The 22212-nt window shown below is 61.4% G+C and carries 24 protein-coding genes and 1 tRNA gene; 12 read left to right on the forward strand and 13 right to left on the reverse strand.

Annotated features, from left to right (window positions below):
* Positions 1-12: 12 nt before the first annotated feature.
* Genes OHD62_RS17555 through gcl form a run of 3 tightly spaced genes read right to left on the reverse strand, consistent with a single transcriptional unit; the run spans position 13 to position 3552 of the window.
* Positions 13-906: a 2-hydroxy-3-oxopropionate reductase gene (locus OHD62_RS17555; protein WP_263784126.1), complete on the reverse strand. Its 894-nt coding sequence runs from the start codon at positions 904-906 to the stop codon at positions 13-15.
* Positions 907-946: 40 nt separating this feature from the next.
* Positions 947-1744, reverse strand: a complete 798-nt coding sequence (gene otnI, locus OHD62_RS17560) for a 2-oxo-tetronate isomerase (RefSeq protein WP_263784127.1) — start codon at positions 1742-1744, stop codon at positions 947-949.
* 26 nt (positions 1745-1770) lie between these two features.
* Positions 1771-3552, reverse strand: a complete 1782-nt coding sequence (gene gcl, locus OHD62_RS17565; protein WP_263784128.1) for a glyoxylate carboligase — start codon at positions 3550-3552, stop codon at positions 1771-1773.
* A 203-nt stretch (positions 3553-3755) separates the two neighbouring features.
* Here gcl and bhcR point away from each other — a divergent pair, with 203 nt between their 5' ends.
* Together bhcR and OHD62_RS17575 are read left to right on the forward strand one after the other, a co-directional pair.
* Positions 3756-4640, forward strand: a complete 885-nt coding sequence (bhcR, locus tag OHD62_RS17570) for an HTH-type transcriptional regulator BhcR (protein ID WP_263784129.1) — start codon at positions 3756-3758, stop codon at positions 4638-4640.
* 55 nt (positions 4641-4695) lie between these two features.
* Positions 4696-5166 (forward strand): YbaK/EbsC family protein, encoded by a 471-nt coding sequence (locus OHD62_RS17575; RefSeq protein WP_263784130.1) that lies wholly within the window; start codon positions 4696-4698, stop codon positions 5164-5166.
* A 102-nt stretch (positions 5167-5268) separates the two neighbouring features.
* Here the strand turns inward: OHD62_RS17575 and OHD62_RS17580 are convergent, their stop codons facing one another.
* The 4 genes from OHD62_RS17580 to OHD62_RS17595 all read right to left on the reverse strand — a co-directional run bounded on the left by OHD62_RS17580 (position 5269) and on the right by OHD62_RS17595 (position 6863).
* A complete protein-coding gene (locus tag OHD62_RS17580) occupies positions 5269-5625 on the reverse strand; it encodes a hypothetical protein (RefSeq protein WP_263784131.1) in 357 nt (118 codons plus the stop codon).
* 168 nt (positions 5626-5793) lie between these two features.
* Complete coding sequence (locus tag OHD62_RS17585; protein ID WP_263784132.1) at positions 5794-6096, reverse strand: BA14K family protein; 303 nt, start codon at positions 6094-6096, stop codon at positions 5794-5796.
* A gap of 210 nt (positions 6097-6306) precedes the next feature.
* Complete coding sequence (locus tag OHD62_RS17590; protein ID WP_263784133.1) at positions 6307-6516, reverse strand: hypothetical protein; 210 nt, start codon at positions 6514-6516, stop codon at positions 6307-6309.
* A gap of 179 nt (positions 6517-6695) precedes the next feature.
* The gene (locus OHD62_RS17595) at positions 6696-6863 is read right to left on the reverse strand and encodes a hypothetical protein (RefSeq protein ID WP_263784135.1); all 168 of its coding nucleotides are present in this window, start codon (positions 6861-6863) and stop codon (positions 6696-6698) included.
* A 157-nt stretch (positions 6864-7020) separates the two neighbouring features.
* Here OHD62_RS17595 and OHD62_RS17600 point away from each other — a divergent pair.
* From OHD62_RS17600 to OHD62_RS17610, 3 genes are all read left to right on the forward strand, one after another.
* A tRNA-Thr gene (locus OHD62_RS17600) sits at positions 7021-7096 on the forward strand.
* A 210-nt stretch (positions 7097-7306) separates the two neighbouring features.
* The gene (locus tag OHD62_RS17605; protein WP_318528635.1) at positions 7307-7516 is read left to right on the forward strand and encodes a hypothetical protein; all 210 of its coding nucleotides are present in this window, start codon (positions 7307-7309) and stop codon (positions 7514-7516) included.
* 160 nt (positions 7517-7676) lie between these two features.
* On the forward strand, positions 7677-8315 hold the full coding sequence (locus OHD62_RS17610; RefSeq protein ID WP_263784136.1) for a cupin domain-containing protein: 639 nt from the start codon (positions 7677-7679) through the stop codon (positions 8313-8315).
* A 73-nt stretch (positions 8316-8388) separates the two neighbouring features.
* Here the strand turns inward: OHD62_RS17610 and OHD62_RS17615 are convergent, their stop codons facing one another.
* Positions 8389-10257 carry a diguanylate cyclase domain-containing protein gene (locus OHD62_RS17615; protein ID WP_263784137.1) on the reverse strand — a complete coding sequence of 623 codons (1869 nt, stop codon included), beginning with the start codon at positions 10255-10257 and terminating at the stop codon, positions 8389-8391.
* 116 nt (positions 10258-10373) lie between these two features.
* Positions 10374-10988 carry a TetR/AcrR family transcriptional regulator gene (locus tag OHD62_RS17620; RefSeq protein ID WP_263784138.1) on the reverse strand — a complete coding sequence of 205 codons (615 nt, stop codon included), beginning with the start codon at positions 10986-10988 and terminating at the stop codon, positions 10374-10376.
* Between the two features lie 91 nt (positions 10989-11079).
* On the opposite strand from OHD62_RS17620, the gene OHD62_RS17625 reads away from it, so the two are divergent.
* Genes OHD62_RS17625 through OHD62_RS17645 form a run of 5 tightly spaced genes read left to right on the forward strand, consistent with a single transcriptional unit; the run spans position 11080 to position 15649 of the window.
* On the forward strand, positions 11080-12150 hold the full coding sequence (locus OHD62_RS17625) for a spermidine/putrescine ABC transporter substrate-binding protein (RefSeq protein WP_263784139.1): 1071 nt from the start codon (positions 11080-11082) through the stop codon (positions 12148-12150).
* A gap of 7 nt (positions 12151-12157) precedes the next feature.
* Complete coding sequence (locus OHD62_RS17630; protein WP_263784140.1) at positions 12158-13039, forward strand: ABC transporter permease; 882 nt, start codon at positions 12158-12160, stop codon at positions 13037-13039.
* Position 13040: 1 nt separating this feature from the next.
* Entirely contained in the window at positions 13041-13823 is a 783-nt protein-coding gene (locus OHD62_RS17635) for an ABC transporter permease (protein ID WP_263784141.1), read from the forward strand.
* On the forward strand, positions 13820-14884 hold the full coding sequence (locus OHD62_RS17640) for an ABC transporter ATP-binding protein (protein ID WP_263784142.1): 1065 nt from the start codon (positions 13820-13822) through the stop codon (positions 14882-14884). Before OHD62_RS17635 ends, OHD62_RS17640 begins: the two co-directional genes overlap by 4 nt.
* A 3-nt stretch (positions 14885-14887) precedes the next feature.
* Positions 14888-15649: an MBL fold metallo-hydrolase gene (locus OHD62_RS17645; protein WP_263784143.1), complete on the forward strand. Its 762-nt coding sequence runs from the start codon at positions 14888-14890 to the stop codon at positions 15647-15649.
* Positions 15650-15679: 30 nt separating this feature from the next.
* On the opposite strand, the gene OHD62_RS17650 is transcribed toward OHD62_RS17645, so the two are convergent.
* Entirely contained in the window at positions 15680-16651 is a 972-nt protein-coding gene (locus OHD62_RS17650) for an NAD-dependent epimerase/dehydratase family protein (protein ID WP_263784144.1), read from the reverse strand.
* Positions 16652-17239: 588 nt separating this feature from the next.
* Here OHD62_RS17650 and OHD62_RS17655 point away from each other — a divergent pair.
* Both OHD62_RS17655 and OHD62_RS17660 read left to right on the forward strand, forming a co-directional pair.
* Positions 17240-18013 carry an NAD kinase gene (locus OHD62_RS17655; RefSeq protein ID WP_263784145.1) on the forward strand — a complete coding sequence of 258 codons (774 nt, stop codon included), beginning with the start codon at positions 17240-17242 and terminating at the stop codon, positions 18011-18013.
* Between the two features lie 188 nt (positions 18014-18201).
* Positions 18202-19815, forward strand: coding sequence for a DEAD/DEAH box helicase (locus OHD62_RS17660; protein WP_263784146.1), 1614 nt, complete (start codon positions 18202-18204; stop codon positions 19813-19815).
* 62 nt (positions 19816-19877) lie between these two features.
* Here OHD62_RS17660 and OHD62_RS17665 read toward each other — a convergent pair whose 3' ends face one another.
* The 3 genes from OHD62_RS17665 to OHD62_RS17675 form a co-directional block, all read right to left on the reverse strand.
* Complete coding sequence (locus OHD62_RS17665; protein WP_263784147.1) at positions 19878-20486, reverse strand: hypothetical protein; 609 nt, start codon at positions 20484-20486, stop codon at positions 19878-19880.
* A 329-nt stretch (positions 20487-20815) separates the two neighbouring features.
* Positions 20816-21466 carry an OmpA family protein gene (locus OHD62_RS17670; protein ID WP_263784148.1) on the reverse strand — a complete coding sequence of 217 codons (651 nt, stop codon included), beginning with the start codon at positions 21464-21466 and terminating at the stop codon, positions 20816-20818.
* Positions 21467-21625: 159 nt separating this feature from the next.
* The gene (locus tag OHD62_RS17675) at positions 21626-21994 is read right to left on the reverse strand and encodes a GFA family protein (protein WP_263784149.1); all 369 of its coding nucleotides are present in this window, start codon (positions 21992-21994) and stop codon (positions 21626-21628) included.
* Positions 21995-22212: the final 218 nt, after the last annotated feature.

Here is a 22212-nt window from a genome sequence, read left to right on the forward strand (position 1 = left end):
CCTATTCACTATTCACCCACATTCACCCACTTCATGCCCCGCCATCCGCTCCAGCGCCCTCACCAGTGCCGAATGATCCTCCTTGGCGCCACCTTTGGCCGCACAGGAGTTGAACAGTTGCTGCGTCGTCGAGGTGTTGGGTAGTGCTACGCCAAGCGCCTTTGCCCCTTCCAGCGCGAGATTAAGATCCTTCTGGTGCAGCTCGATGCGGAAGCCGGGCGCGAATGTGCGCTTGACCATGCGCTCACCATGCACTTCAAGGATGCGCGAGGCCGCCAATCCGCCCATCAGTGCCTGACGCACCTTGGCCGGGTCTGCACCGGCTTTTGACGCAAAAACAAGGGCTTCGGCGACGGCCTCGATGGTCAGCGCGACGACGATCTGGTTGGCGACCTTGGTGGTCTGCCCGACGCCGTTCGGGCCAACCAAGGTGATGTTCTTGCCCATCTTTTCGAAGACGGGCTTGGCGCGTTCGAAGGCCTTCTCCTCGCCGCCGACCATGATGGTTAGCGAGGCAGCCTTGGCGCCGACCTCGCCGCCCGACACCGGCGCATCGAGATAGTCGCAGCCCAGATCGTTGATCTTCTTGGCAAAAACCTTGGTCTCGATCGGCGAGATCGAGCTCATGTCGATCACCAGCTTGCCCTTGGTCAGCCCGGACGCAACGCCGTTGTCACCGAACAGCACTTCGGCCACCTGCGGCGTATCGGGAACCATGGTGATGATGATGTCGGCGGCTTTGGCCACGGCATCATGGCCGGTGACGGTCCTGAGGCCCTTGGCAATGAGATCGGCCGGCGGCTTCGAGCGATGGCCGCTGGCGACGATGGGATAGCCGGCATCCAGCAAGTGCCCCGCCATCGGCGCGCCCATGATGCCGAAGCCGATGAAGCCGATGGTTTCCATTGTTGTTTCTCCAAGTAACTGTGTGAAGGGGCCTGGGGTGCTATGCCGCCGCGCTCCCCTGCCCGGCCAACTCCCTGAACCACCCAAGCCCTGCCTCGGTGCCCGCCTTCGGCTTGTATTCCGCGCCGATCCAGCCGGAATAGCCGATGCGGTCGATATGCTCGTAGAGGAAGGGATAGTTGATCTCGCCCGTCCCCGGCTCGTGGCGGCCGGGATTGTCCGCAAGCTGGATATGGGCGATGCGGCCGAGGTTTGCTTCGATGGTACGGGCGAGATCCCCCTCCATGATCTGCATGTGATAGATGTCGTATTGCAGGAACAGGTTTTTCGATCCGATGCGGTCGATCAGTGCCAATGCCTGGTCCGAGTGGTTGAGAAAAAAGCCCGGAATGTCGCGCGTGTTGACCGGCTCGATCAACAGCCTGATGCCGGCCTGTTCCAGCTTCTCGGCCGCGAAAGCGAGGTTCTCCGCAAAGACGTTTTCCAGCACCATACGGTCGGCGCCCTGCGGTGCGATGCCGGCGAGGCAGTTGACCTGCTCGCAGCCCAGTGCATGTGCGTAAGTAATCGCCTTGGCGACGCCTTGCCGGAATTCCGGCACACGATCCGGCAGCAGGGCGATGCCGCGCTCACCCTTGCCCCAGTCGCCAAGCGGCAGGTTGAACAGCACTTGGCTGAGGCCGTTCTTCTTAAGCCGGGCGGCAACAACCTCGGGTGCATGGTCATAAGGGCCGATATATTCGACGCCCTTGAAACCGGCGCGGGCGGCCGCCTCGAAGCGATCGAGGAAATCGTGCTCGCCAAAGAGCATCGAAAGATTGGCTGAAAAACGCGGCATTCTTTTTCTCCCTGTTCTCGCCGAGCTTAATCCAAGAGAACGATCGCTGTCGGCGCATCCTCGTGGCTTTCGGCAAGTTCCTCGAACTCGGTGATCTTGTCGATTTCCGTGCCCATCGAAATGTTGGTGACGCGTTCGAGGATGAATTCCAGCACGACCGGAACCTGATATTCCTTCATCAGCCGCTGCGCCTGCTTGAAGGCGCCGGCGAACTCTTCCGGCTTGCGCACCCTGACCGCCTTGCAGCCCATCGCCTCGGCGACGGCGATATGGTCAACGCCATAGCCGGCCTCGGGATCGTCCTTACGGTTGACATTCTCGAAGGCAAGGCTGACCTCGAAATCCATCGAAAAGCCACGCTGCGCCTGGCGGATCAGGCCGAGATAGGCATTGTTCACGACGACGTGGATGTAAGGCAGTTTGTGCTGCGCGCCGGCGGCCAGTTCCTCGATCATGAACTGGAAATCATAGTCGCCGGACAGCGCCACGATGGTACGGTCCGGGTCGGCGGCGCGGACACCGAGCGCCGCCGGCAGCGTCCAGCCGAGAGGGCCGGCCTGGCCGCAATTGATCCAGTTGCGCGGCTTGTAAACATGCAGGAATTGCGCGCCGGCGATCTGCGAGAGGCCGATCGTGGTGACATAGGTGGTGTCGCGACCGAACGCCTTGTTCATCTCCTCATAGACGCGCTGCGGCTTCAGCGGCACCTGGTCGAAATGCGTCTTGCGTTTCATCGTCCTCTTGCGGCCCTGGCATTCCTTCGCCCAGCCCGACCAGTCGCGCAGCTTGCCCGCCGTCTTCCATTCGGTGGCAACGTCGAGCAGCATCTTCAGTGCAGCGCCCGCATCCGAGACGACGCCGAGATCCGGCGCGAAGACACGGCCTATTTGCGTGGGCTCGATGTCGACATGGATGAATTTCTTCCCCTTGGTGTAGACGTCGACCGAACCGGTGTGACGGTTGGCCCAGCGGTTGCCGATGCCGAAGACGAAATCGGCTTCGAGCATTGTCGCATTGCCGTAGCGGTGCGAGGTCTGCAATCCGCACATGCCGGCCATCAGCCGGTGGTCGTCGGGAATCGCGCCCCAGCCCATCAGCGTCGGAATAACCGGCACGCCGGTAATCTCGGCGAATTCGATCAAGAGATCGGACGCGTCGGCATTGATGATACCGCCACCGGCGACGATCAGCGGCTTTTCGGCCGCGTTGAGCATCGTCAGCGCCTTTTCGGCCTGGGCACGCGTCATTGCTGGCTTGAACGGCGCCAACGGCTCATAGGCATCGATGTCGAACTCGATCTCGGCGAGTTGCACGTCGACCGGCAGATCGACGAGGACCGGTCCCGGGCGCGATGAGCGCATCAGGTGGAACGCCTTCTGCAGCGCCATCGGCACCAGATAGGGCTCCATGACGGTAACGGCCCATTTGGCGACGGGTGCTGCGATCGCGGCGATGTCGACGGCCTGGAAATCCTCCTTGTTCAGCCGCGCCCGCGGCGCCTGGCCGGTGATGCAGAGGATGGGAATCGAATCCGCCGCGGCCGAATAGAGCCCGGTGATCATGTCGGTGCCGGCCGGTCCGGAGGTGCCGATGCACAGGCCGATATTGCCTGCTTTGGCCCGCGTATAGCCTTCGGCCATATGCGAAGCGGCCTCGACATGACGGGCGAGGATATGGCGGATCGAGCCCCTTGCCTTCAGCGCCGAATAAAGCGGGTTTATCGCCGCACCGGGCACACCAAAGGCACAGGAAATGCCTTCCTTTTCGAGAACGAGAACCGCAGCGTCGACAGCGCGCATCCTGGCCATAGCAAGCCTCCGCAAATGTGTTGATGGCAAAGAATGGCAGCATTCCCGCCATTTTTCAATTTTTTCAGAATATTTTTTCATTTCTAGAAAAATGACGCTATATGCTGATTTTATTGCGCTTTTCGTTTTCCAGAAGTCGACCTCTCTGGCTAATGAAAAACTTTTTCATTGCGTGTTTCGCGGGATTTGGCGACAATGGCACCATGGAAACGAGCGAAAAACGTCAGCGTGGCCGGCCGCGCTCCTTCAATGGCCCCGCCGAGGCCACCTCCGTGCAGTCGCTTGACCGGGCGCTGCGCATCCTTGCCATCGTCGCCGAAGGCAGCGGCCTGTCGCTGAGCGAGATCGCCGCCAGTTCCGGCCTGGCGGCGTCCACCGCCTATCGCATGCTGACGACGCTGGAAAACCACGGCATGGTCGAATTCGACGGCACCGACCAGCTCTGGTCGATCGGAGTCGAGACCTACCGCATGGGCGCGGCGTTCCTGCGCCGCCGCAAGCTGGTCGATCGCGCCCGCATCGTCATGCAGGAACTGATGGAGAAGACCGGCGAGACCGCCAATCTCGGCGTCGCCGAGGACGATTGCGTCGTCTTCGTCAGCCAGGTCGAGACGCATCAGGCGATCCGCGCCTTCTTCCGGCCGGGCACGCGCAGTTCCTTCCATGCGTCGGGTATCGGCAAGGCGGTGCTGGCGCATCTCGACCCCGAACGTGTCGCCACCATCCTGCGCAAGGCCGGGCTGGAGCGCTTCACCGAAAACACGCTTTCCGACATCTCGGCGCTGGCGCACGACCTGGTGAGGATCAAGCTGCGCGGCTGGTCGGTCGACGATGAGGAGCGGCACCCGGGCATGCGCTGCGTGGCCGCCGTCATCTTCAACGAGTTCGGCGAGCCGATCGGCGGCGTTTCAGTCTCGGGGCCGACGGTGCGGGTGACGCCGGAGCGATTGGCCGAGATCGGCCCGCTGGTGCGCGAAGCCGCAACGGAAATAACCAGGATGATCGGCGGCCAGCCGCCCCCTTCATCACAAAGCCGCGCTGGCGGACCGGGCTCACTCTTCGAGATCGGCGCTGCGCGCTCACCTTGACACGCGTCCAGCAACAGCCAAGTCTGCGTCCATCTTCCGCAAGCCGAAAAGACGCATGAGCCTCCAGTCCGTCAAAGCCTTCTTCGCCGAACATGCCCCCGATATCGAGGTGATCGAAACGCCGACAAGCTCGGCGACCGTGGCGCTTGCTGCCGAGGCGCATGGCGTCGAGCCGGGGCAGATCGCCAAGACCATCTGCCTGCGCGTTGGTGACAGGGTCATGCTGGTCGTCGCCCGTGGCGATGCGCGCATCGACAACCGCAAATCGCGCGATGCATTCGGCGGCAAGCCGCGCATGCTCGATGCCGAGCAGGTGACTGAGATCACCGGCCATCCGGTTGGCGGCGTCTGCCCCTTCGGCCTCGCCTCGCCATTGCCGGTCTATTGCGACGTATCGCTGCGCACCTATGATCAGGTCGTGCCGGCGGCCGGCGCAACCAATGCAGCGGTAAAGATCGGCGTCGAGCGCATGGCAGCGCTGACCGGCGCCGAATGGTGCGACATCTGTCAGGATGGTCGGAGCTAAATGCATGTCGCGCAAAAGTGTGCAGCGGTTTTGCGATAACGATATGCATAAAAAACAACAACCTAAAGCGCGGCGCATGAGTCCGGTCAAATGCGACGCGCTTTAGGCCCCGGGCACCGCGCTCTTGGTCGATAGGTCGTAGAAATCAAGCAGCATCGCCAGCCCAACTCCGCAGGCGGTGAAGATGAGGCCGGTGATGAAGATGCGGTTGGCGCGTTCATAGACGCGTCGCTGTAGAGACGTTAAGTCGAGCAGCAACCGCAGCGCTCGTATCTGCAAGGCAATGCCGATCAAAATCGGCACGACGGCTGCCAGGTGATAGATTTCCCAAGGGATCGGGTTGGCGGCCCAATGCGTGATGAAGCCCAGCGAGAAGGCCAGCAGGATGCCGACGGTGGTGACCGTGCCGTTGCGGAAAAGCGTCTCGATCCGCTCTTCCTTGGGTTCGTGCTCGTCCAAGCGTCCCTCCCCCTTGGTGGCTTCACCGCCAGACTAAGCTGTCGAAAAATCCCTGTACAGCCCCCGCTGGAACCGGTCGCGGTGCCGGGTTCAACTTTGCAACCCAGACAGCCGAAAAAGGGGCAGTGGGTGCCCCTTCTTCCCTTGCCTGAAACGATCCACCTCCTCTCAGAGCCGGCAATAGCGGCGATAGCCGTCGTAGCCGACATAGGTGTCGGTGTAGGGATCGTAGCTCTGGTAGCGATCGAGGCAGCGGCGGACATGCCAGGAACCGCCCTCCTCCTCGATATAGACGGTGCGCGGCTGGGCGAGCGCCGTGCCGAGCAGGAAGCCGCCGACGCCGGCGGCGATGCCGATGCCAAGGTGTCTCCTGTGATGATGACTGCCATGGGCTGCCGAAGGCTGGACGGTGCCGGCCAGCATGGCGGCGACGACGGAGGTGGCGATGAGGCCTGAAATGAAAGTGCGCATGATGATCTCCTTGCTTCGTTGCGAGAGGCGATCCATCCGCCCCTTGACCATCAGTCGTTTCGGCAAGGAAAAAGGTTCGAAGGTTTTTTCGGTTTTTCTCAGCCGGACGAAATCAAGTCGCCAGAGTTGCCGCTGACCGCTCGCGGCAAGCGCCACCCCGGAAGCAAAAAGGGCGGCCGAAGCCGCCCTTTCTCGGACCGGGCCACCTGATCAAAGGAAGATGATCACCTTGCCGTGCTTGTGGTGCTGATGCCACCACCAGTAGTGCTTGCCGTGATGCTTCTTGTGATGATGCTTGTGGTGATGGTGCTTGTGATGATGATGGTTGCCGTGGGCCGACGAGGACTGGACGGTGCCGGCGAGCGCGCCGGTGGCAACGAAGATGGCGACGAGGCCTGACGTAAGAGTGCGCTTGAGCATGATGATCTCCTTTTTGATCGAGGCGACCATTCGCCTCCGGAGATCAGTCGTCGCGGCGCGGCAAAAGGTTCGGGGTACTGGAGATTTTTCGCGGCAAGGTTTTTGAATGAGCAGCGAATAGTGAGAGCCGTGCCATGACGCATTGCGATTCACTACTGACTACTCACTCTTTCACCGCTTCAGCCCATGCCGGTGATGTGGCGCAGCCAGAAGGCGAGCGCGATGAAGCCGACGATGGTGGTAACCCCGGTCCAGTCGATATTGGCGTTCTTCACGTCCTTGATGAGCTTGACCAGGAGAAGCCAGGCCACCACGACGAGCGGCAGAATGATGATGAGTCTGATCATGCGACACCCTCGCGCAAGCGATTGCACCTTCCGCTGATATAGGAAGCGAATGGGCCGTTTTCAGGATGCCCTCTCCGGCAGCCGATGCACCGGGGCCGATAACCGAAAATGGAGTTTTGTCTTTACTGGCGCAGCAAATATGCTACCGGAGCGCCGTGCCCTTGTAGCTCAGCTGGTAGAGCAGCGGTTTTGTAAACCGAAGGTCGGCGGTTCGATCCCGTCCGGGGGCACCACCCTTCGCTCTTCGAGCTTCGGGTGGCAGGCCACCCGGGGCTTGCTAGACGAAGGAGTGTCCTCCGAAGCCTTGGCGAAGGAGGACTGCTGACGGTTCGATTCAGCGCCATTCAATGCCATTCGATTAAACTTCTCCTGTGTATATTAGCAATCGCTCAATTTAGCGCGCGGACAATATCCATGCGGCGGCCAAACCAATGGGAGAACCAATGGGTGTTGTCATGCGAAGCGACTTCGCTGCAGCGCGCGAGCTGTTGGAGTGCGCGCAAAACCGTCTCTGCGGCATCGACGAAACAAGCCAGCGCGTCAGCCTGGCACTGGATGTCCTGATCGAGGAAATAGCCATCGCCGAATTCCGGAAGGCGCCAGTGACGATCGTGCCGTTTCCCCATGCACGACCGCCCAAGCACGTTCGCTGAAGTCGGAACTGCGCGGGGGATGGAAGAAACCAGAACAGGCGGTTTAGCGATCGCCTCCTTGAGCGGTCGTTGAAATACCAGCCCGTTTGGCCGTATGGTGCGAGTTAGCACCGAGGTGCTTGCCTTTGACGGCTGGTGCTCCGAAACGACTGGCTGATCCATGTCACGCTGTGGGGATGTCTACGAGAACAAGGTGACCGGCGAATTTGCCGTGGTCCTGCGTGGCACCGAGGACCGTGGCCAGGGGCCAGGCATCGCTCATTTGACCGCTCAGCCGGGGGCCGCGGTGGTCGGCGAGCACTTCCACCCGAACATGATCGAACGGTTCACCGTCTTCAGCGGCCGGCTCGACGCGCGCATCGCCGGCAAGACCTTCTCTCTGGGGCCTGGCCAATCCGCCACGGTGGAGCCAGGCGTCGCACATGATTGGTGGAACAGCAGCAAGACCGAAGAAGCGCAGGTCCTGGTCGAAGTCGACCGGGCGCACGGCGCCGACCACATTGACCCGAACCGTTTCGAGCTGCTGATCGGCATGCTCTTCGGACTGGCCAATGCTGGCAAGGTGGACAGCAAAGGCAGACCGTCGCCGCTTCAGGCGGCAATCATCGCCAGGGAATTTGCCGACGTGATCGTCTTCACCCGGCCGCCGCCCGCGATCCAGCGAGTGGCGCTGGGAATCCTGGCGCCGCTCGCCAATCTGCTTGGCTATCGGGCAATCGACCCAAGCTACTGCAAACCGCACGGACATATCACGCCGGCCCCAGAAATACTCGCGCGGGCTGGTCTTCCGGCTGGCTGATTTCGATCGGATGCAGTAGTCGCTTCGGAGTTGCTGATGCAACTGATGATCGCCGCGCCCTTATAGCGCGTCGCTACCCACGTCGAGCGGCGTTCACCGCAACGGCACCCGGTTCATAGGCCTTCCAGGTGCCTCGGCCTCTTGCCTTGGCCTGATAGAGCGCTTTGTCGGCATTCCTGAGCAGCCCTTCCGAGTCAGCCTGATCCCTCGGAAAGACGGTATAACCGATGGTTCCGCCGGGAAGCAGGGTAACATCGTCCATCTTCAGCGGCTGCGCCAGGTTCTTCATGATCCGCGTCGCCAGGCTGATGTCGCCGGTCCCATCCGTGGGACCATACATCAGCACGGCGAATTCATCGCCACCCAGTCTCGCAACCAGGTCACCGCGCCTGATTGCTTTCTCGAGACGTCGTGCAATCTCGACCAGAAGAATGTCTCCCACCGCATGTCCGAAATTATCGTTGACTTCCTTGAAGCGGTCGAGGTCGAGAAGCATGACGACAAGCTCGCCGCCCTCCGCTCGCGCTTTGTCGACCAACCTGTCGAGTTCGCGGTTGAATAATGCGCGGTTTGGCAAGCCGGTGAGAGGATCATGCAGCGCCTGGTGCTCGAGACTCTTCTCGAAACTCCGTCGCTCCGTTACATCCGAGATTGTCTGCACCGTGCAGCCATTGGCCATGACCTTGGTGCGCAAGGCAAGTGTTCTGCCATCACCAAGTTCGATCAGCTTCTCACCGTCATGGCGGAGCGTTGCAAGTTTTTCAGCAAGATGATCCTCCAGGCTTTTGCGAGGACCAAGCGGCTCCTCGCCAAGTTTGACCGACGCTCGAATGATATCGGCGAAGCTGACACCCGGCACCCTGAGATCGGCCGTGAGAGGAAACAATTCCCGGTAGCGGTTGTTGCAGAACAGAATGATGCCATCTGGATCGTACATGGCCAGGCCATCATTCATGTTCTCAAGCGCCTGATCCAAATAGGCCTGGGTCTCTTCGAGCTTTGTCTGCAACGTCTTTCGCAACGTGACGTCGCGATTGTGCGTGATCAGCCCGATGACATCGCCCAGATCGTTCGTCATCGGCGCCTTCAAAGTCGACAGCCAACCTGTCGAGCCATCGGGAAAAATGCCTGGCTGCTCGATGGTGGCATGCCTCCCCTCCCCAAGCACCGCCAGTTCGTCATCACGAAACCGTTTTGCGAGGTCTGGCGGAAAGAAATCGAAATCGGTCTTGCCGAGGAGATCGTCCGCGCTCGCCGCTCCCATCAGTTTTGCGGTGGCCGGATTTGCTGCCAGAAACCGGCCGTCGACATCCTTGATGTTCAGACAATCCGGCAAGGCGTCGACCATGGACCGAAAAAGCTGGTTGGCGACGGACAGCTCGCGACGCTTCATTTCCTGGAAAAGCAGAACGCCCAGAAGAAGAGTGGCGACAAACGCCAGCAAAACACGCTGCCAAAGCTGCGATAGCAAAACAGCCTGCTTTTCCACGGGCAGCGTTAGCACAATCAAGGAACTGAAGGACGCCACCACGGCAGCCAGGAGTATGAGGTCCAGGTATCGGATGCGCCGGGATCCACGCAGAGCATAACCAACCAACCCAATGGTCGTCGCAAGCATGATGCTCAGAACGCCCGAAAAGACTGCTCCGCCGAGATAGAGGCGATATATCAAAGCCGCCCCGGCCGCCACGACGGCGGCGGGCACGCCGCCGAAAAAGCCTGTCACGGCGATGAATGGCCCACGAAAATCATTGTAGACGCCGGGGGACGCCTCGAAGGCCATCATCATCGAGCCGATGGTGCCTGCGGTCATGACAGCGCCAAACAGCAGCCGTTGGCGTGTCTGGTTCAACCGTGCCACGAAGTCGCCGACAGAACTCCAGGCGACCAGCATGACTGCGGAGGCGGCAAGATTTGCAAAAAGAGGTTGCCAGATAGCCACCAAGGAACCTTTCGGCATAAAGACCAGCAGGTATTGTCTATGACGGCGAATTTCTGATTGGTTACTTCGACTTATTTATTTGACTTAATGGTGAATTTATCCGCTGTGGCAGATCTTCAAACCGCGATCGCCGCCACCAGAATGCGGTTCTGCCTCCGTATCGCAGCGCGCAACTCCGCGATCCTGGCCTCGTCGCGTTTCACGAACTCGATGAACATCATGTTCATGTTGTTGAAGATCAATTCGCCGAGCGCCGGCCCGTCGATGTCGCCGCGCGCCAGGCCGATCTCTTGCAGCCGGGCGATCAGCGCGCTGATCTGCTCGGTCAGCGCCCGGTCGAGCCCGGTGTAGGCCTGGCCGAACGGGCTATCCGGCAGTTGCGTCGAGATCGCCATCGCCTGGCGCCACATTTCCTTGCTCAAATAATGCAGCGAGTGCTCGATATAGATGCCGAGCAGCGTATCCAGTGCATCGCCGACATTGGCCGGCGGGTTGGCGACGACGCCACGCCCGGCATTCAGCACTTCGTTGACCTCCATCGAGACGATGGCGCCGAGGATGTCGCCCTTATTCTCATAATAATTGTAGATCGTGCCGATCGACACTTCCGCCTGAGCGGCGATCGTCTCGATCTTGGCGCCTTCATAGCCGGCCTCGCGGAAAAGGTCCGCCGCCGCCTCGATGATGCGGCGGTGCCGATCCGCCTTTTGCCTTGCGCGCAATCCACTCATATCGGCTGTTTGCCACAAAAACAGAATTGACTCAATTTTAGAATTGGTTCAATTTTTTGCAACAAGCCACAAAGGCAAGGGAGAACACTCGATGTCCAGCAATCTAACTTCTATCCTAAAAGCCCATCTGCGCGCGGCAACCGCGGCCGTGGCCCTGTTGCTTTCGAGCGGCGCACAGGCTGCGGATCTCAACGCCCTGATCTGGTGCGATCACGCCGATCCGGCCCTGCTGCAGCCTTTCGAGGAGGCCAATGGCGTCAAGGTCAATGTCAAGGAATTCGAAGGCACCGGCGCCGGGCTGGCGATCGTCGACCAGTCGCAGCCCGGCGACTGGGACGTGATGGTGATCGACAGCATCGACATTCCGCGCGGCGTCGAAAAAGGCCTGTTCGAGCCGCTGCCGGAAGACAAACTGCCGCTCGCCGACCTCTTTGCGCAAGTGAAGATGGACGGCTCCACCGTCGTCGACGGCAAGCGCTACGGCATCACCGAAAAGTTCGGCTACAACACCATCGGCTACAACAAGACCAAGGTCGATCCGGCCGACATGCAGTCGATGGCGGCCCTCACCGGCGACAAATACAAGGGCAAAATCGCCATCTACGACTATTATCTGCCGGTCATCGGCATGGCAGCATTGGCGATCGGCAAGAAGACGGCGGAGCTGACCGAAGCCGACCTTCCCGCAATCAAGGCCGAACTTTTGAAGATGAAGGCCAACGCCAAGCTGGTCGGCGAAGTGACCGCCAGCCAGACGGCGCTCGCCACCGGCGAGGTCGACATTCTGGTCGGCGGCGGCGAATGGGTGACGGCGGGGCTGGCCAAGGAAAACCCGGCGCTGGACTTCTCGATCCCGAAAGAGGGTGCGGTGCTCTGGTCGCAGTCGCTGGCCATGTTCAAGGATTCCAAAAATAAGGACATGGCGCTGAAGTTCATCCAGTACATTATGAGCCCGGAAGGCCAGGCGCGGCTTGCCACCTCGTCGTGCTATTGGGGCATGCCGGCAAACAGCAAGGCGGCGCTCACCGACGAGCAGAAGAAGATCCTGCGCTTCGATGAGCAGCCTAGCTTCCTTGCGCGAGCCCAGTCCTACCCGGCGCCGAATGCCGATCTCGACAAGAAGATGCAGGACGTCTGGACCGAAATGCTGCAGGCGCAATGAGCCGCCCGTGAGCAACGCTGCAAACAGCGGGCGCGCCCTGCCCCGGGCGGGCTGTGCCCTGCCCAGGGCGCCCCTACCCTGGGCGCTTGTCACGCCAGCGCTCGGCTGGACGCTGCTGTTCTTCGTGCTGCCCTTCCTCGCCATGGGGCTTTCCAGCCTCACGGCGCACGAAGGCGGCGGCTTCACGCTTGCCAACTACAGCCAGTTCTTCACCGATCCGTCCTATTGGCGGGCGATGGTGAACTCGCTCGAGGTGACAGCCATCGTCACCGTGATCTCGGTGCTGCTCGCCTACCCCTTCGCCTGGATCCTCGCCGAACAGGTGCCGGAACGCTGGCAACGGCTGGCGCTGATGCTGGCCGTGCTGCCGTTCTGGACTTCTTACGTCGTGCGCTCCTATTCCTGGCTGCTGGTGCTGGCGCAGAACGGCGTCATCAACCGGGCGCTGACCAGCCTCGGCCTGGTTGCCGAGCCGCTGCAGCTCGCCAATACGCGCTTCGCCACCGTCACTGGCTTCGTGCATTTCTTCGTCATGCTGTTGACGCTGACGATCTTTGCCAATCTGAAACAGCTCAGCCCAAGCTATCGCAAGGCCGCCGCCGATCTCGGCGCCGGGCCGGTGCGGACGTTCCTGCATGTCGTGCTGCCGCTGACACTGCCGGGGATCATGGTCGGTGCCTTCCTCACCTTCGTGCTGTGCATCGGCGACTACATCACGCCGCAGATCCTGGGCGGCAACAACGAGCTTCTGATGCCACAGCTGGTGATGATGCAGATCGGCCGGCGCGGCGACTTTCCGCTGGCGTCGGCGCTGTCGATCATCCTGATGGCGGTCGTCACCGTCGCCTATCTCGCCTGCGCCCGCTGGCTGAAGATCGAGCGAGCCTGAGATGCGCGCTCTTGTCCGCATCGCTTCCTGGCTCTATGCGCTTGCCGTCTACGGCTTCATATTCCTGCCGGTGGTCGTGCTGGTGCTGTTTTCGCTGCAGGCGACATCGTTCCCGATCCCGCCCTTCACCGGCCCGTCGCTGCGCTGGTACGGAGCGGTGCTTTCCGACACGCGGCTGACCTCGGCATTGGTGAATTCGCTGCTCGTCGCCGTCCTCTCTTCGCTTGCCGCCGTCACGCTCGGCTTCCTTTCCGCCTGGGGATTTGCGCGGTTTACTTTGCCCAGCTCGGCGCTGCTGCGCGGGCTGATCACGCTGCCGCTGACCGTCAGCTATCTCATCATCGGCATGGGGCTCTTGGTGCTGTTCAACTGGGCCGGCGTGCCGAAGTCGCTGCTGGCCGCCGGTATCGGCCATGTCGTGATCAACCTGCCGCTCTGCTTTGCCATCATCTACAGCCAGATGGGCGACCACCAGATCAATATCGAGCGCGCCGCGCGCGACCTCGGCGCGCCCGAATGGAAGGTGTTACTGCTGATCACCGTGCCAGTCATGGCGCCGGCGATCTTTGCCGGTTTCTTCCTGTCGATGACCTTCTCCTGGGACGAATTCGTGATCTCCTTCCTCTTGACCCGCTTCGATACCACGCTGCCAGTCGAGATCTGGAACCTGCTGCGCTCCGGCCTCAATCCCAAGACCAATGCCATCGGTTCGCTGGTCTTTGCCGTCTCCATCGTCCTGGTGGTGCTGTTCGAACTGACGCTGTTGCGGAGAAAGCCGGCATGACCGCGCCTCTGGTCGACATAAGCTCTGTCTCGCACCGCTTCGGCCAGCAGACGGTTCTGAAGAATGTCTCCCTGCAGATCGAGCCGGGCAGTTACACCGTCCTGCTCGGCCCCTCGGGTTCCGGCAAGACGACGCTGCTCTCCATTCTCGGCGGCTTCGTCAACCCGAGCGAAGGCAAGGTGTTCATACGTGGCGAGGACTGCACGTCCGTGCCGCCGGCCAAACGCCCGACGACGACCGTGTTCCAGGACTATGCGCTGTTCCCGCATATGAGCGTCGGCGCCAATGTCGGCTTCGGCCTGCGCATGCAAGGCGTCGATGCCGCGACACGCGCCGCCAAGGCGCGCGAGGCGCTGGGGCTTGTCGGTCTGGCGGCCGCCTTCGACAAGAAACCGCACCAGCTTTCCGGCGGCCAGCGGCAGCGCGTGGCGCTGGCCCGCGCGCTGGTCATCGAACCGGCGGTGCTCTTGCTCGACGAGCCGCTCGGCGCGCTCGACCTCAAATTGCGCAGGCAGATGCAGGACGAGTTGAAAGCGATCCAGAAGCGCGTCGGCACCGCCTTCATCCATGTCACCCACGACCAGGAAGAAGCGATGGCGCTGGCCGACCACTGCGTGGTGATGAATGACGGGCGCATCGAGGACGAAGGCCCGCCCGAGCGTGTCTATGCGCGGCCGGCGACGCGCTTTTCCGCGACCTTCATGGGTGAAAGCACGATCCTCCAGGGAAACGTGACGGAGACGACGAAAGGGACGATCTCGGTCGCGACGCCGGCCGGCGCGATCTTGTTGCCCGGTACCTTGCAGCCAGGCGCGAAAGTCGCCCTCGCCGTCCGGCCGGAGCACCTTGTCCTTGGCGCGGCTGGGGGCGCGATAGCGCTCGGTACGGCTGAGGTAAGCGACGTTGTCTTCCAGGGCAGCTTCAAGCGCGTGCTGGCCGCCTCGACCTTAGATCCTGCATTGCAGTTCATCGCCAGGGCTCCGGCGTCGGCCACCGTCCAGACCGGCGACACAACAGCGGTTTCGTGCAACGCTGACGATATCATCCTGCTGACGGACTGAGCGATGGGCATGCTTCCGGTCATCGACGCCCCCAACTGGTACGAAACCATCCGCATGGGCGAAGGTGTAACGCTGATACATGAGCCATGGATAAAACCGTTCTTCCGCTGCAACATCTGGCATGTGCGTGGCCGCGACCGCGATCTCCTGTTCGATACTGGCCTCGGCCATTTCAGCCTCAGGCGCCATGTGCCGTTGGTGAGCGAGCGAAAGCTCTTATGCGTGGCCAGCCACACGCATTTCGACCATATCGGCTGCCATCACGAATTTCCCGACCGCTGCGTGCATCGAGCGGAAGCCGAAATCCTCGCCGACCCGCGCAACGAATGGACGGTCGCCGACCGCTATGCGACCGACGAGATGTTCGATGGCATGCCTGAGGGATGGGCCACGGCGCGCTACCATATCCTGCCGGCGCCTGCCGGCCGTCTGCTCGAACAGGGCGACGTCGTCGATCTCGGCGACCGTGCCTTCGAGGTGATCCATACGCCAGGCCACTCGCCCGGCGGCATCGCGCTCTACGAAAACAGGACGGGCATCCTGTTATCCGGCGACATCATCTATGACGGCCCGCTGATCGACGATGTCTACCATTCGCTGGTCGATGACTATGTCGCAACGCTGCTTCGCATGCGCGATCTCGATGTCACGGTCGTGCATGGCGGCCATTTCCCGAGCTTTGGCAAGGTGCGCTACCGCCAGCTTGTCGACGAATATCTCGCGCAAAAGCGCCGGGCCGGCTGCCATCTGCCGCGGAGCCAATAGGCAGCAGCTTGCGGGTCGCCGGACCGGGCGTCAGTGGGCAAGCGGACCGGCGGCGAGAGCCGCAAGCTCTTTCCGAACCCATTCCAGAGTGCGCTCGATGCCGTCCTGATAGCCGGTCTTCGCTTCCCAGCCCGGCAGAACACGCCTGGCCAAGGTCAGGTCCGGACGCCTATTCGTCGGATCCTGAGGCAGTGGCGCATGGTGCTCGATGGAACAGCCGGGAACGAGCGAGCAAACGAATTTTGCGATCTGCAGCACGGACACCTCGCAATCGTTACCGATGTTCAGCGGGCCTTGGTATGAGAGGTCGTCGCGCCAGAAAAGCCGCTCCAGTCCGTCCACAATGTCGTCGACATAGCCCCAGCTTCGCGATTGGGATCCGTCGCCATAGACGGTCAGGATACCGGTCGTCAGGGCCTGGTTTATGAAGTTCGAAATCGCGCGGCCGTCGTCAGTCCGGGTTCGCGGTCCATAGGTGTTGAAGAGCCTCGCCACGCGAACATCGAGGCCTTCGACACGTTGCGTCTCGAACAGCAGTGCTTCGGTACAGCGCTTGCTCTCGTCGTATGACGATCTGGGTCCGGTGCAATCCACGGAGCCCCTGTAGCTCTCGGGCTGTGGCGAAATCAGCGGATCGCCATAGACTTCCGAAGTCGAGGTGAAGCAGAAGCGGCCGCCCGGCTTGAGCAGCGGCAGAAGATTGATGGTCCCGCCGACATTGGCCTTGATGGTGCGGGCAGGCTCGCGCATGTACCAGGTCGGCGACGCAGGTGAGGCAAGGTGAATGATCTCGTCGAAGCGCCGATCGGACCGAAAGCTCTCGACGTCCTGGATTTCCAGGCTCAGGCGCGGGTCGGTGATATGCGCAATGTTTTGCCGCGAGCCGGTCCACAGATTGTCGACGACAACCAAGGTCTCCAGATCGGCGCGCAGGAGCAGGCGGTCGATCAAATGCGAGCCGATGAAGCCGCAGCCTCCGGAAACCAACACACTGCGCGCCATGGAAACTTCAAGCCCTCTACGCCAGGCCATCCAAGGCCATGCGTCTATTCCGCCAAAGCGTGCATCTAGATCGCGACCGGCTGCAATTGCAATGAGCGACCGTGGCGTAGGCCGTGGGTCCACAGCGGAGAACCGCTAAAGCCTGTCCTGTCTGAAAGAATTCGTGCAGCGCGCTGCGGAGACTGGCAAACTCACAGTGCCCTTTGCGGGCATGGCGTGCCGGCGGCGTCGCCGCAGCGTGAAGCCGTGGGCTGGGGTCGGAAACTCATTTCTTCGGACTGGCGCACCAGTTGGGCAAAGGCCAGGGCGAAACCTCCCAGCATCAGGAAGACGATAATTAGGCGTGCCAGTGGCAATAGATTGGCCTCGACTGGTTAGCCCCCACGCCGCCCGTCCACTGTCGGCTAACATGATCGATCCGGCTTTACGAGAGCTTAAGCCTGGCCTTAACCATCACATTCGCTTGTTGCCGCGACACGATGCGCGAACAATCGCCGCCAGCGCTTCAGCGCCTCCCTTTGCAGAAATGCCGGCCCATGCTACCCCGGCGCTGGCGCAGCCCCAGCAACCGGCCGCCATTCGGGAGCCATGAGCAAAGCCGCCAGCCCTTTCGCCTTCGTCTCCTCCGGCACCCCCGACGCCAATGCGGCGCTGGAGAGCCTTTCGGCGCGCTATGGCCAGGCATCCGTCGAGGAGGCCGGGATCGTCGTTGCGCTGGGCGGCGACGGTTTTCTGCTGCAGACTTTGCGTGACACGATGAGCACGGGAAAGCAGGTCTACGGCATGAACCGTGGCACGATCGGCTTCCTGATGAATGAATACCGCGCCGGCGGCCTGGCGGAGCGCATTGCCGCAGCCGTCGCCGAAACAATCCGTCCGCTGGAGATGTTGGCGGTAACGCATCAGGGTGAGACCGTCTCGGCGCTGGCGATCAACGAGGTCGCGCTGTGGCGCCAATCCTACCAGACGGCCAAGATCCGCATTACCGTGGACGAGCAGGAACGGCTGGAGGAGTTGAACTGCGATGGCGTGATGATCGCGACGCCGGCCGGTTCGACCGCCTATAATCTGTCAGCTCACGGGCCGATCCTGCCACTCGACGCGCCGCTGCTGGCGCTGACTCCGGTCAGCCCGTTTCGTCCGCGCCGCTGGCGCGGCGCGCTGCTGTCCAACAAGGCAACTGTGCGCTTCGACATCCTGGAGCCGGAAAAGCGGCCGGTGAACGCCGCCGCCGACCACACCGAAGTCAAGGCGGTGACCTCGGTCACGGTCAGGGAATCACCGAACGCGACGGCGACGCTGCTGTTCGATCCCAACCATTCGTGGAACGAACGCATCCTTGCCGAGCAGTTCCGCTATTGAAGCGGCGCATGTCCATCACCAATTAAGCGTCGCGATTAAGGTTACGACTTCACAATCGTGCCGCTCCCGGCTGTTTCTGTTGACAAATCGCGGGCTTCCGCCTATCGCAATGCACAATATCGCAGGCGCGTGGCGCTTGCCGCGACGGCTACCGTTGCGCCCCCGAACCAGCCAAAGACAGCCAACACTTGTCCTCAGACACCCAGATCGCTCAAGAAGCGTTGACTTTCACAGACCTTGGCCTGTCGCCAAAGGTCCTTTCCGCAGTCACCGATGCCGGCTACACCCAGCCGACGCCAATCCAGGCTGGTGCCATCCCGCACGCTTTGCTCGGCAAGGATATTTTAGGCATCGCCCAAACCGGAACCGGCAAGACGGCATCCTTTGTGCTGCCGATGCTGACGCGCCTCGAAAAAGGCCGGGCACGCGCCCGAATGCCGCGCACGCTGATCTTGGAACCGACGCGCGAACTCGCCGCGCAGGTCGAAGAGAATTTCATCAGATACGGCAAGAACCACAAGCTCAACATCGCGCTTTTGATCGGCGGCGTGTCCTTCGACGAGCAGGACAAGAAGCTGGAGCGCGGCGCCGACGTGCTGATCGCGACGCCCGGCCGTCTGCTCGACCATCGCGAGCGCGGCAAGCTGTTGCTCAACGGCGTCGAGATTCTCGTTATCGACGAGGCCGACCGCATGCTCGACATGGGCTTCATCCCCGATATCGAGCGCATCTGCGAGATGATCCCGTTCACGCGCCAGACTTTGTTCTTCTCGGCGACGATGCCGCCGGAGATCACCAAGCTCACCGAAAAATTCCTGCATGCGCCGGTGCGCGTCGAGGTCTCGAAAGCCGCATCCGCCGCCACCAACATCATCCAGCGGCTGGTGAAGTCCGGCTCGAAGCCTTGGGACAAGCGCGAGACGCTGCGCAACCTGATCAAGGCCGAGGATGCGGAGTTGAAGAACGCCATCATCTTCTGCAACCGCAAGGTCGAGGTCTCGGAACTTTTCCGTTCGTTGCTCAAGTATGATTTTGACGCCGGCGCACTGCATGGCGACATGGATCAGCGTGCGCGCATGCAGATGCTGGCCAATTTCCGCGACGGCAAATTGCGCTATCTAGTCGCCTCGGACGTCGCGGCGCGCGGTCTCGACATTCCCGATGTCAGCCATGTCTTCAACTATGACGTACCGATCCACGCCGAAGATTATGTCCATCGCATCGGCCGCACCGGCCGTGCCGGACGCTCAGGGAAATCCTTCACCATCACCACCAAGTCGGACACCAAATATGTCGACGCCATCGAACGGCTGATCGGCAACAAGATCGAGTGGCATGACGGCGATTTGTCGACCGTCGTCGCCAGCGAAGGAGAGGACGAAGCACCGCGTCGTGGCCGCGGCGCGCCGCGCCGCGCCGGCCGCAAGGACGACGACCGCAAGGACAGGGGCGAGCGCAAGCCGCGTGAGCGCCACGCCAAGCCCGGCGAAGAAGCGGTACCGGAAACCGTGCGTGAGGAATTGCCCGATGTGGCCGAGGCGGCGGTCGCCGATATCGGCGAGCGGCGTGCACGCAAGGAAGCGATCCGTTCGGAAAACAGCGAACGCCAAGCTGCACCTGAACGCCAAGCTTCATCCGAACGGAAGGCTTCATCCGACCGCAGCGCACAGCGCACGCCGGAACGTGGCGATACCAAGCCGCAGCGCGACCGCCCTGCCCGCCACCGCCAGGAAGACAATGACGCGACCGTCGGCTTTGGCGACGACATGCCGGCCTTCATGCGGATCGTCGCCAAGGTCTGATTTCTGTTTCGCAAGGCAAGCCGACCACCCGGCTTGCCTCCTCTGGTGACCTCGTGGCGCCGTCACATCGGTCCCGGCATCATCTTGGTCGGTTTCTCCAGCATCGGAAACTCGGCCCTGTTGCATTTCACGTTCGGGTTCGTCGGGCTGAACATGCCGTTCGGGTTATCTCTGAACAGCCAGGCGTGAAGATCGTAGTGGACGAACTCCTTCGGGATAAGGGGATAGTGCCCCTCCATCGGTCCCTGGAAGGTCTGGCCAAAGAGTTTTGGAGGTTCCTTGGTGTCTGGCGTCAAAGGTACCAGCCATTCGACCGCGACCAGGCGAAGGCCTTTCTTGGTCGGTTCGTAGATCAGCACATTTGGGCGCATCGGGTCGAGTTTCTGGCCGACGCTGGGGACATTGACGAAATGGATGCCCATGGCGCCCTTCGGGTAATCCATCGCGCCGGGTATCTTTTCTCCGCTGTAGTAGACGCAGCCAACGGTCGACAGATAGAGGTCGCGAACGGCGGCCGTGTAATCCTCATATTTGGCCAGCGATTTTTTCAAGGCTTCGATATCGGCCTTGTTCGCGTCTTCGGCCTGGGCCGTGGCCATGCCAAGCCATGCGCCAATGACACCTGTCAAAACGAGGACGCCGCAACGCCCAAGGCGAGTTTTTCTTGTCATGCATTCCTCCCAGATTTTTCTGATCTGGCCGTGCAAGACCGAGGCGTCAAAGATGTTGATTGCGCGGCCGATTTTTACCGCCTCATCCCCTCCGGAACAGCGTCGATGCTAATCCTTTCCACGGCTGCGGGAAAGCGGTTCGTTAGAACTAACTAATGCTCTTTGTTTTAGCATGTCGTTGCGCCAAAACCGCTGCACACCCTCGGGTCAAGCCCGAGGGCATGCTTTTGGGCGCATGCATTAAGGGCGGTTGGGCTGAAGAGCGCAAACGTTCATCCGAACAAAAACGGCCCCGCAGGGGGCCGTTTTCGCATTTGGTGCTGAATTGCTCAGGTGAGCGGCGAAAGCTGGATCTCGACGCGGCGGTTCTGCGCGCGGCCCTCGGCTGTGGCATTTGAGGCGATCGGGCGCGTCTTGCCGAAGCCGGTGACGGCGAAGCGGCGGGAATCGACGCCCTGCCCTGACAGATAGTTGGCCACCGCCAAAGCGCGACGCTGCGAGAGGTCAAAATTGTGCTCGGCGCTACCAGTCGAATCAGTGTGGCCGAATACGTCGACAGTGGTCTGCTTGAACTTCTTCAGCACAAGCGCCACCGAATTCAGGACGGGATAGAAACCGGGCTTCACTGCATCCTGGTCGACATTGAAGGTGATGTCGGACGGCATGTTGAGGATGATCTGGTCGCCGGTGCGGGTGACGCTGACGCCGGTGCCTTCGAGTTGCCGGCGCAGTTCGGCCTCGTTCTGGTCCATGGTGGCGCCGATGGCGCCGCCGGCAAGCGCCCCGATACCCGCGCCGATCAGCGCGTTGCGGCGATCATTGCCGCCGGCAAGCAGGCCAACGCCCGCGCCGGCAAGCGCGCCGAGACCGACGCCGGCCGCGGTGTTGGAGATCTTCTGATCTCCCGTATACGGATCGGTGGTGGTGCAGGCGCTCACGAGTACAGCCGTCGCCACAACGACGAGCACAGTCTTTTTCATTTGGGTAGTCCCTCTCCAAACCGCGGTCGCGCCAAAGGCGCGCCAAATCAGCCCTTCCTGTCTCGTTGTAACATGAAATGCGGCGAAAAGCGGAACGGGAAAAGCGGCTGGCCATGGCTTTTCCCGGCTCAATCCGCGGCCGCTGCGTGAGGCGATCGGCTACCAGAGATTCTTGCCGTCGATGACGACGACTTCGACCTTGTCGAGGTCGAAATCGTCGAACAAGCGCGAATTCACGCTGACCTTGGGATTGTCGAAATCCGGCTGGCCGGTCGACCAGTCCGGCGTTTCGGTGAAGGTGCCGCAGCCACAGGTGGCGCAGAAACCGTGCTTTACGGTTTTCGATCCCCACCGATAGAAGGAGACATTATCGAGCGGGCTGGTGAGCTTGAACTGGGAAGGGGTGTAGTAGGCCCACAACGAACCGCGCTTCGAGCAGAAGGAACAGGTGCATTGCGTTACGGTTTGCGGTGCCTGCGAAACCTCGAATGTCGTCGCCTTGCAGTGGCAACTTGCCTTGATGACCATGAAAAAGTCCCTCGCGCTTGTCCGCCGCACCCGAAGGCGACAAGGCACCATAGACGAGCCGTCCTGACAACCCTGCGTCAACAGCCCGTGGCCGAGGGCATCCGCCTGTCGCATCGGCCCGAAAATCGAAATCGATTTTTGCTGCGCTGACCTTCGGTTCGGAAAGCACGATGCGTAGATTCAAAGTGTTAGAGCGCACTTCGTGCGTCCAAGTGGAC

It is taken from the genome of Mesorhizobium sp. YC-39 (assembly GCF_025753795.1).
Lineage (GTDB): Bacteria > Pseudomonadota > Alphaproteobacteria > Rhizobiales > Rhizobiaceae > Mesorhizobium.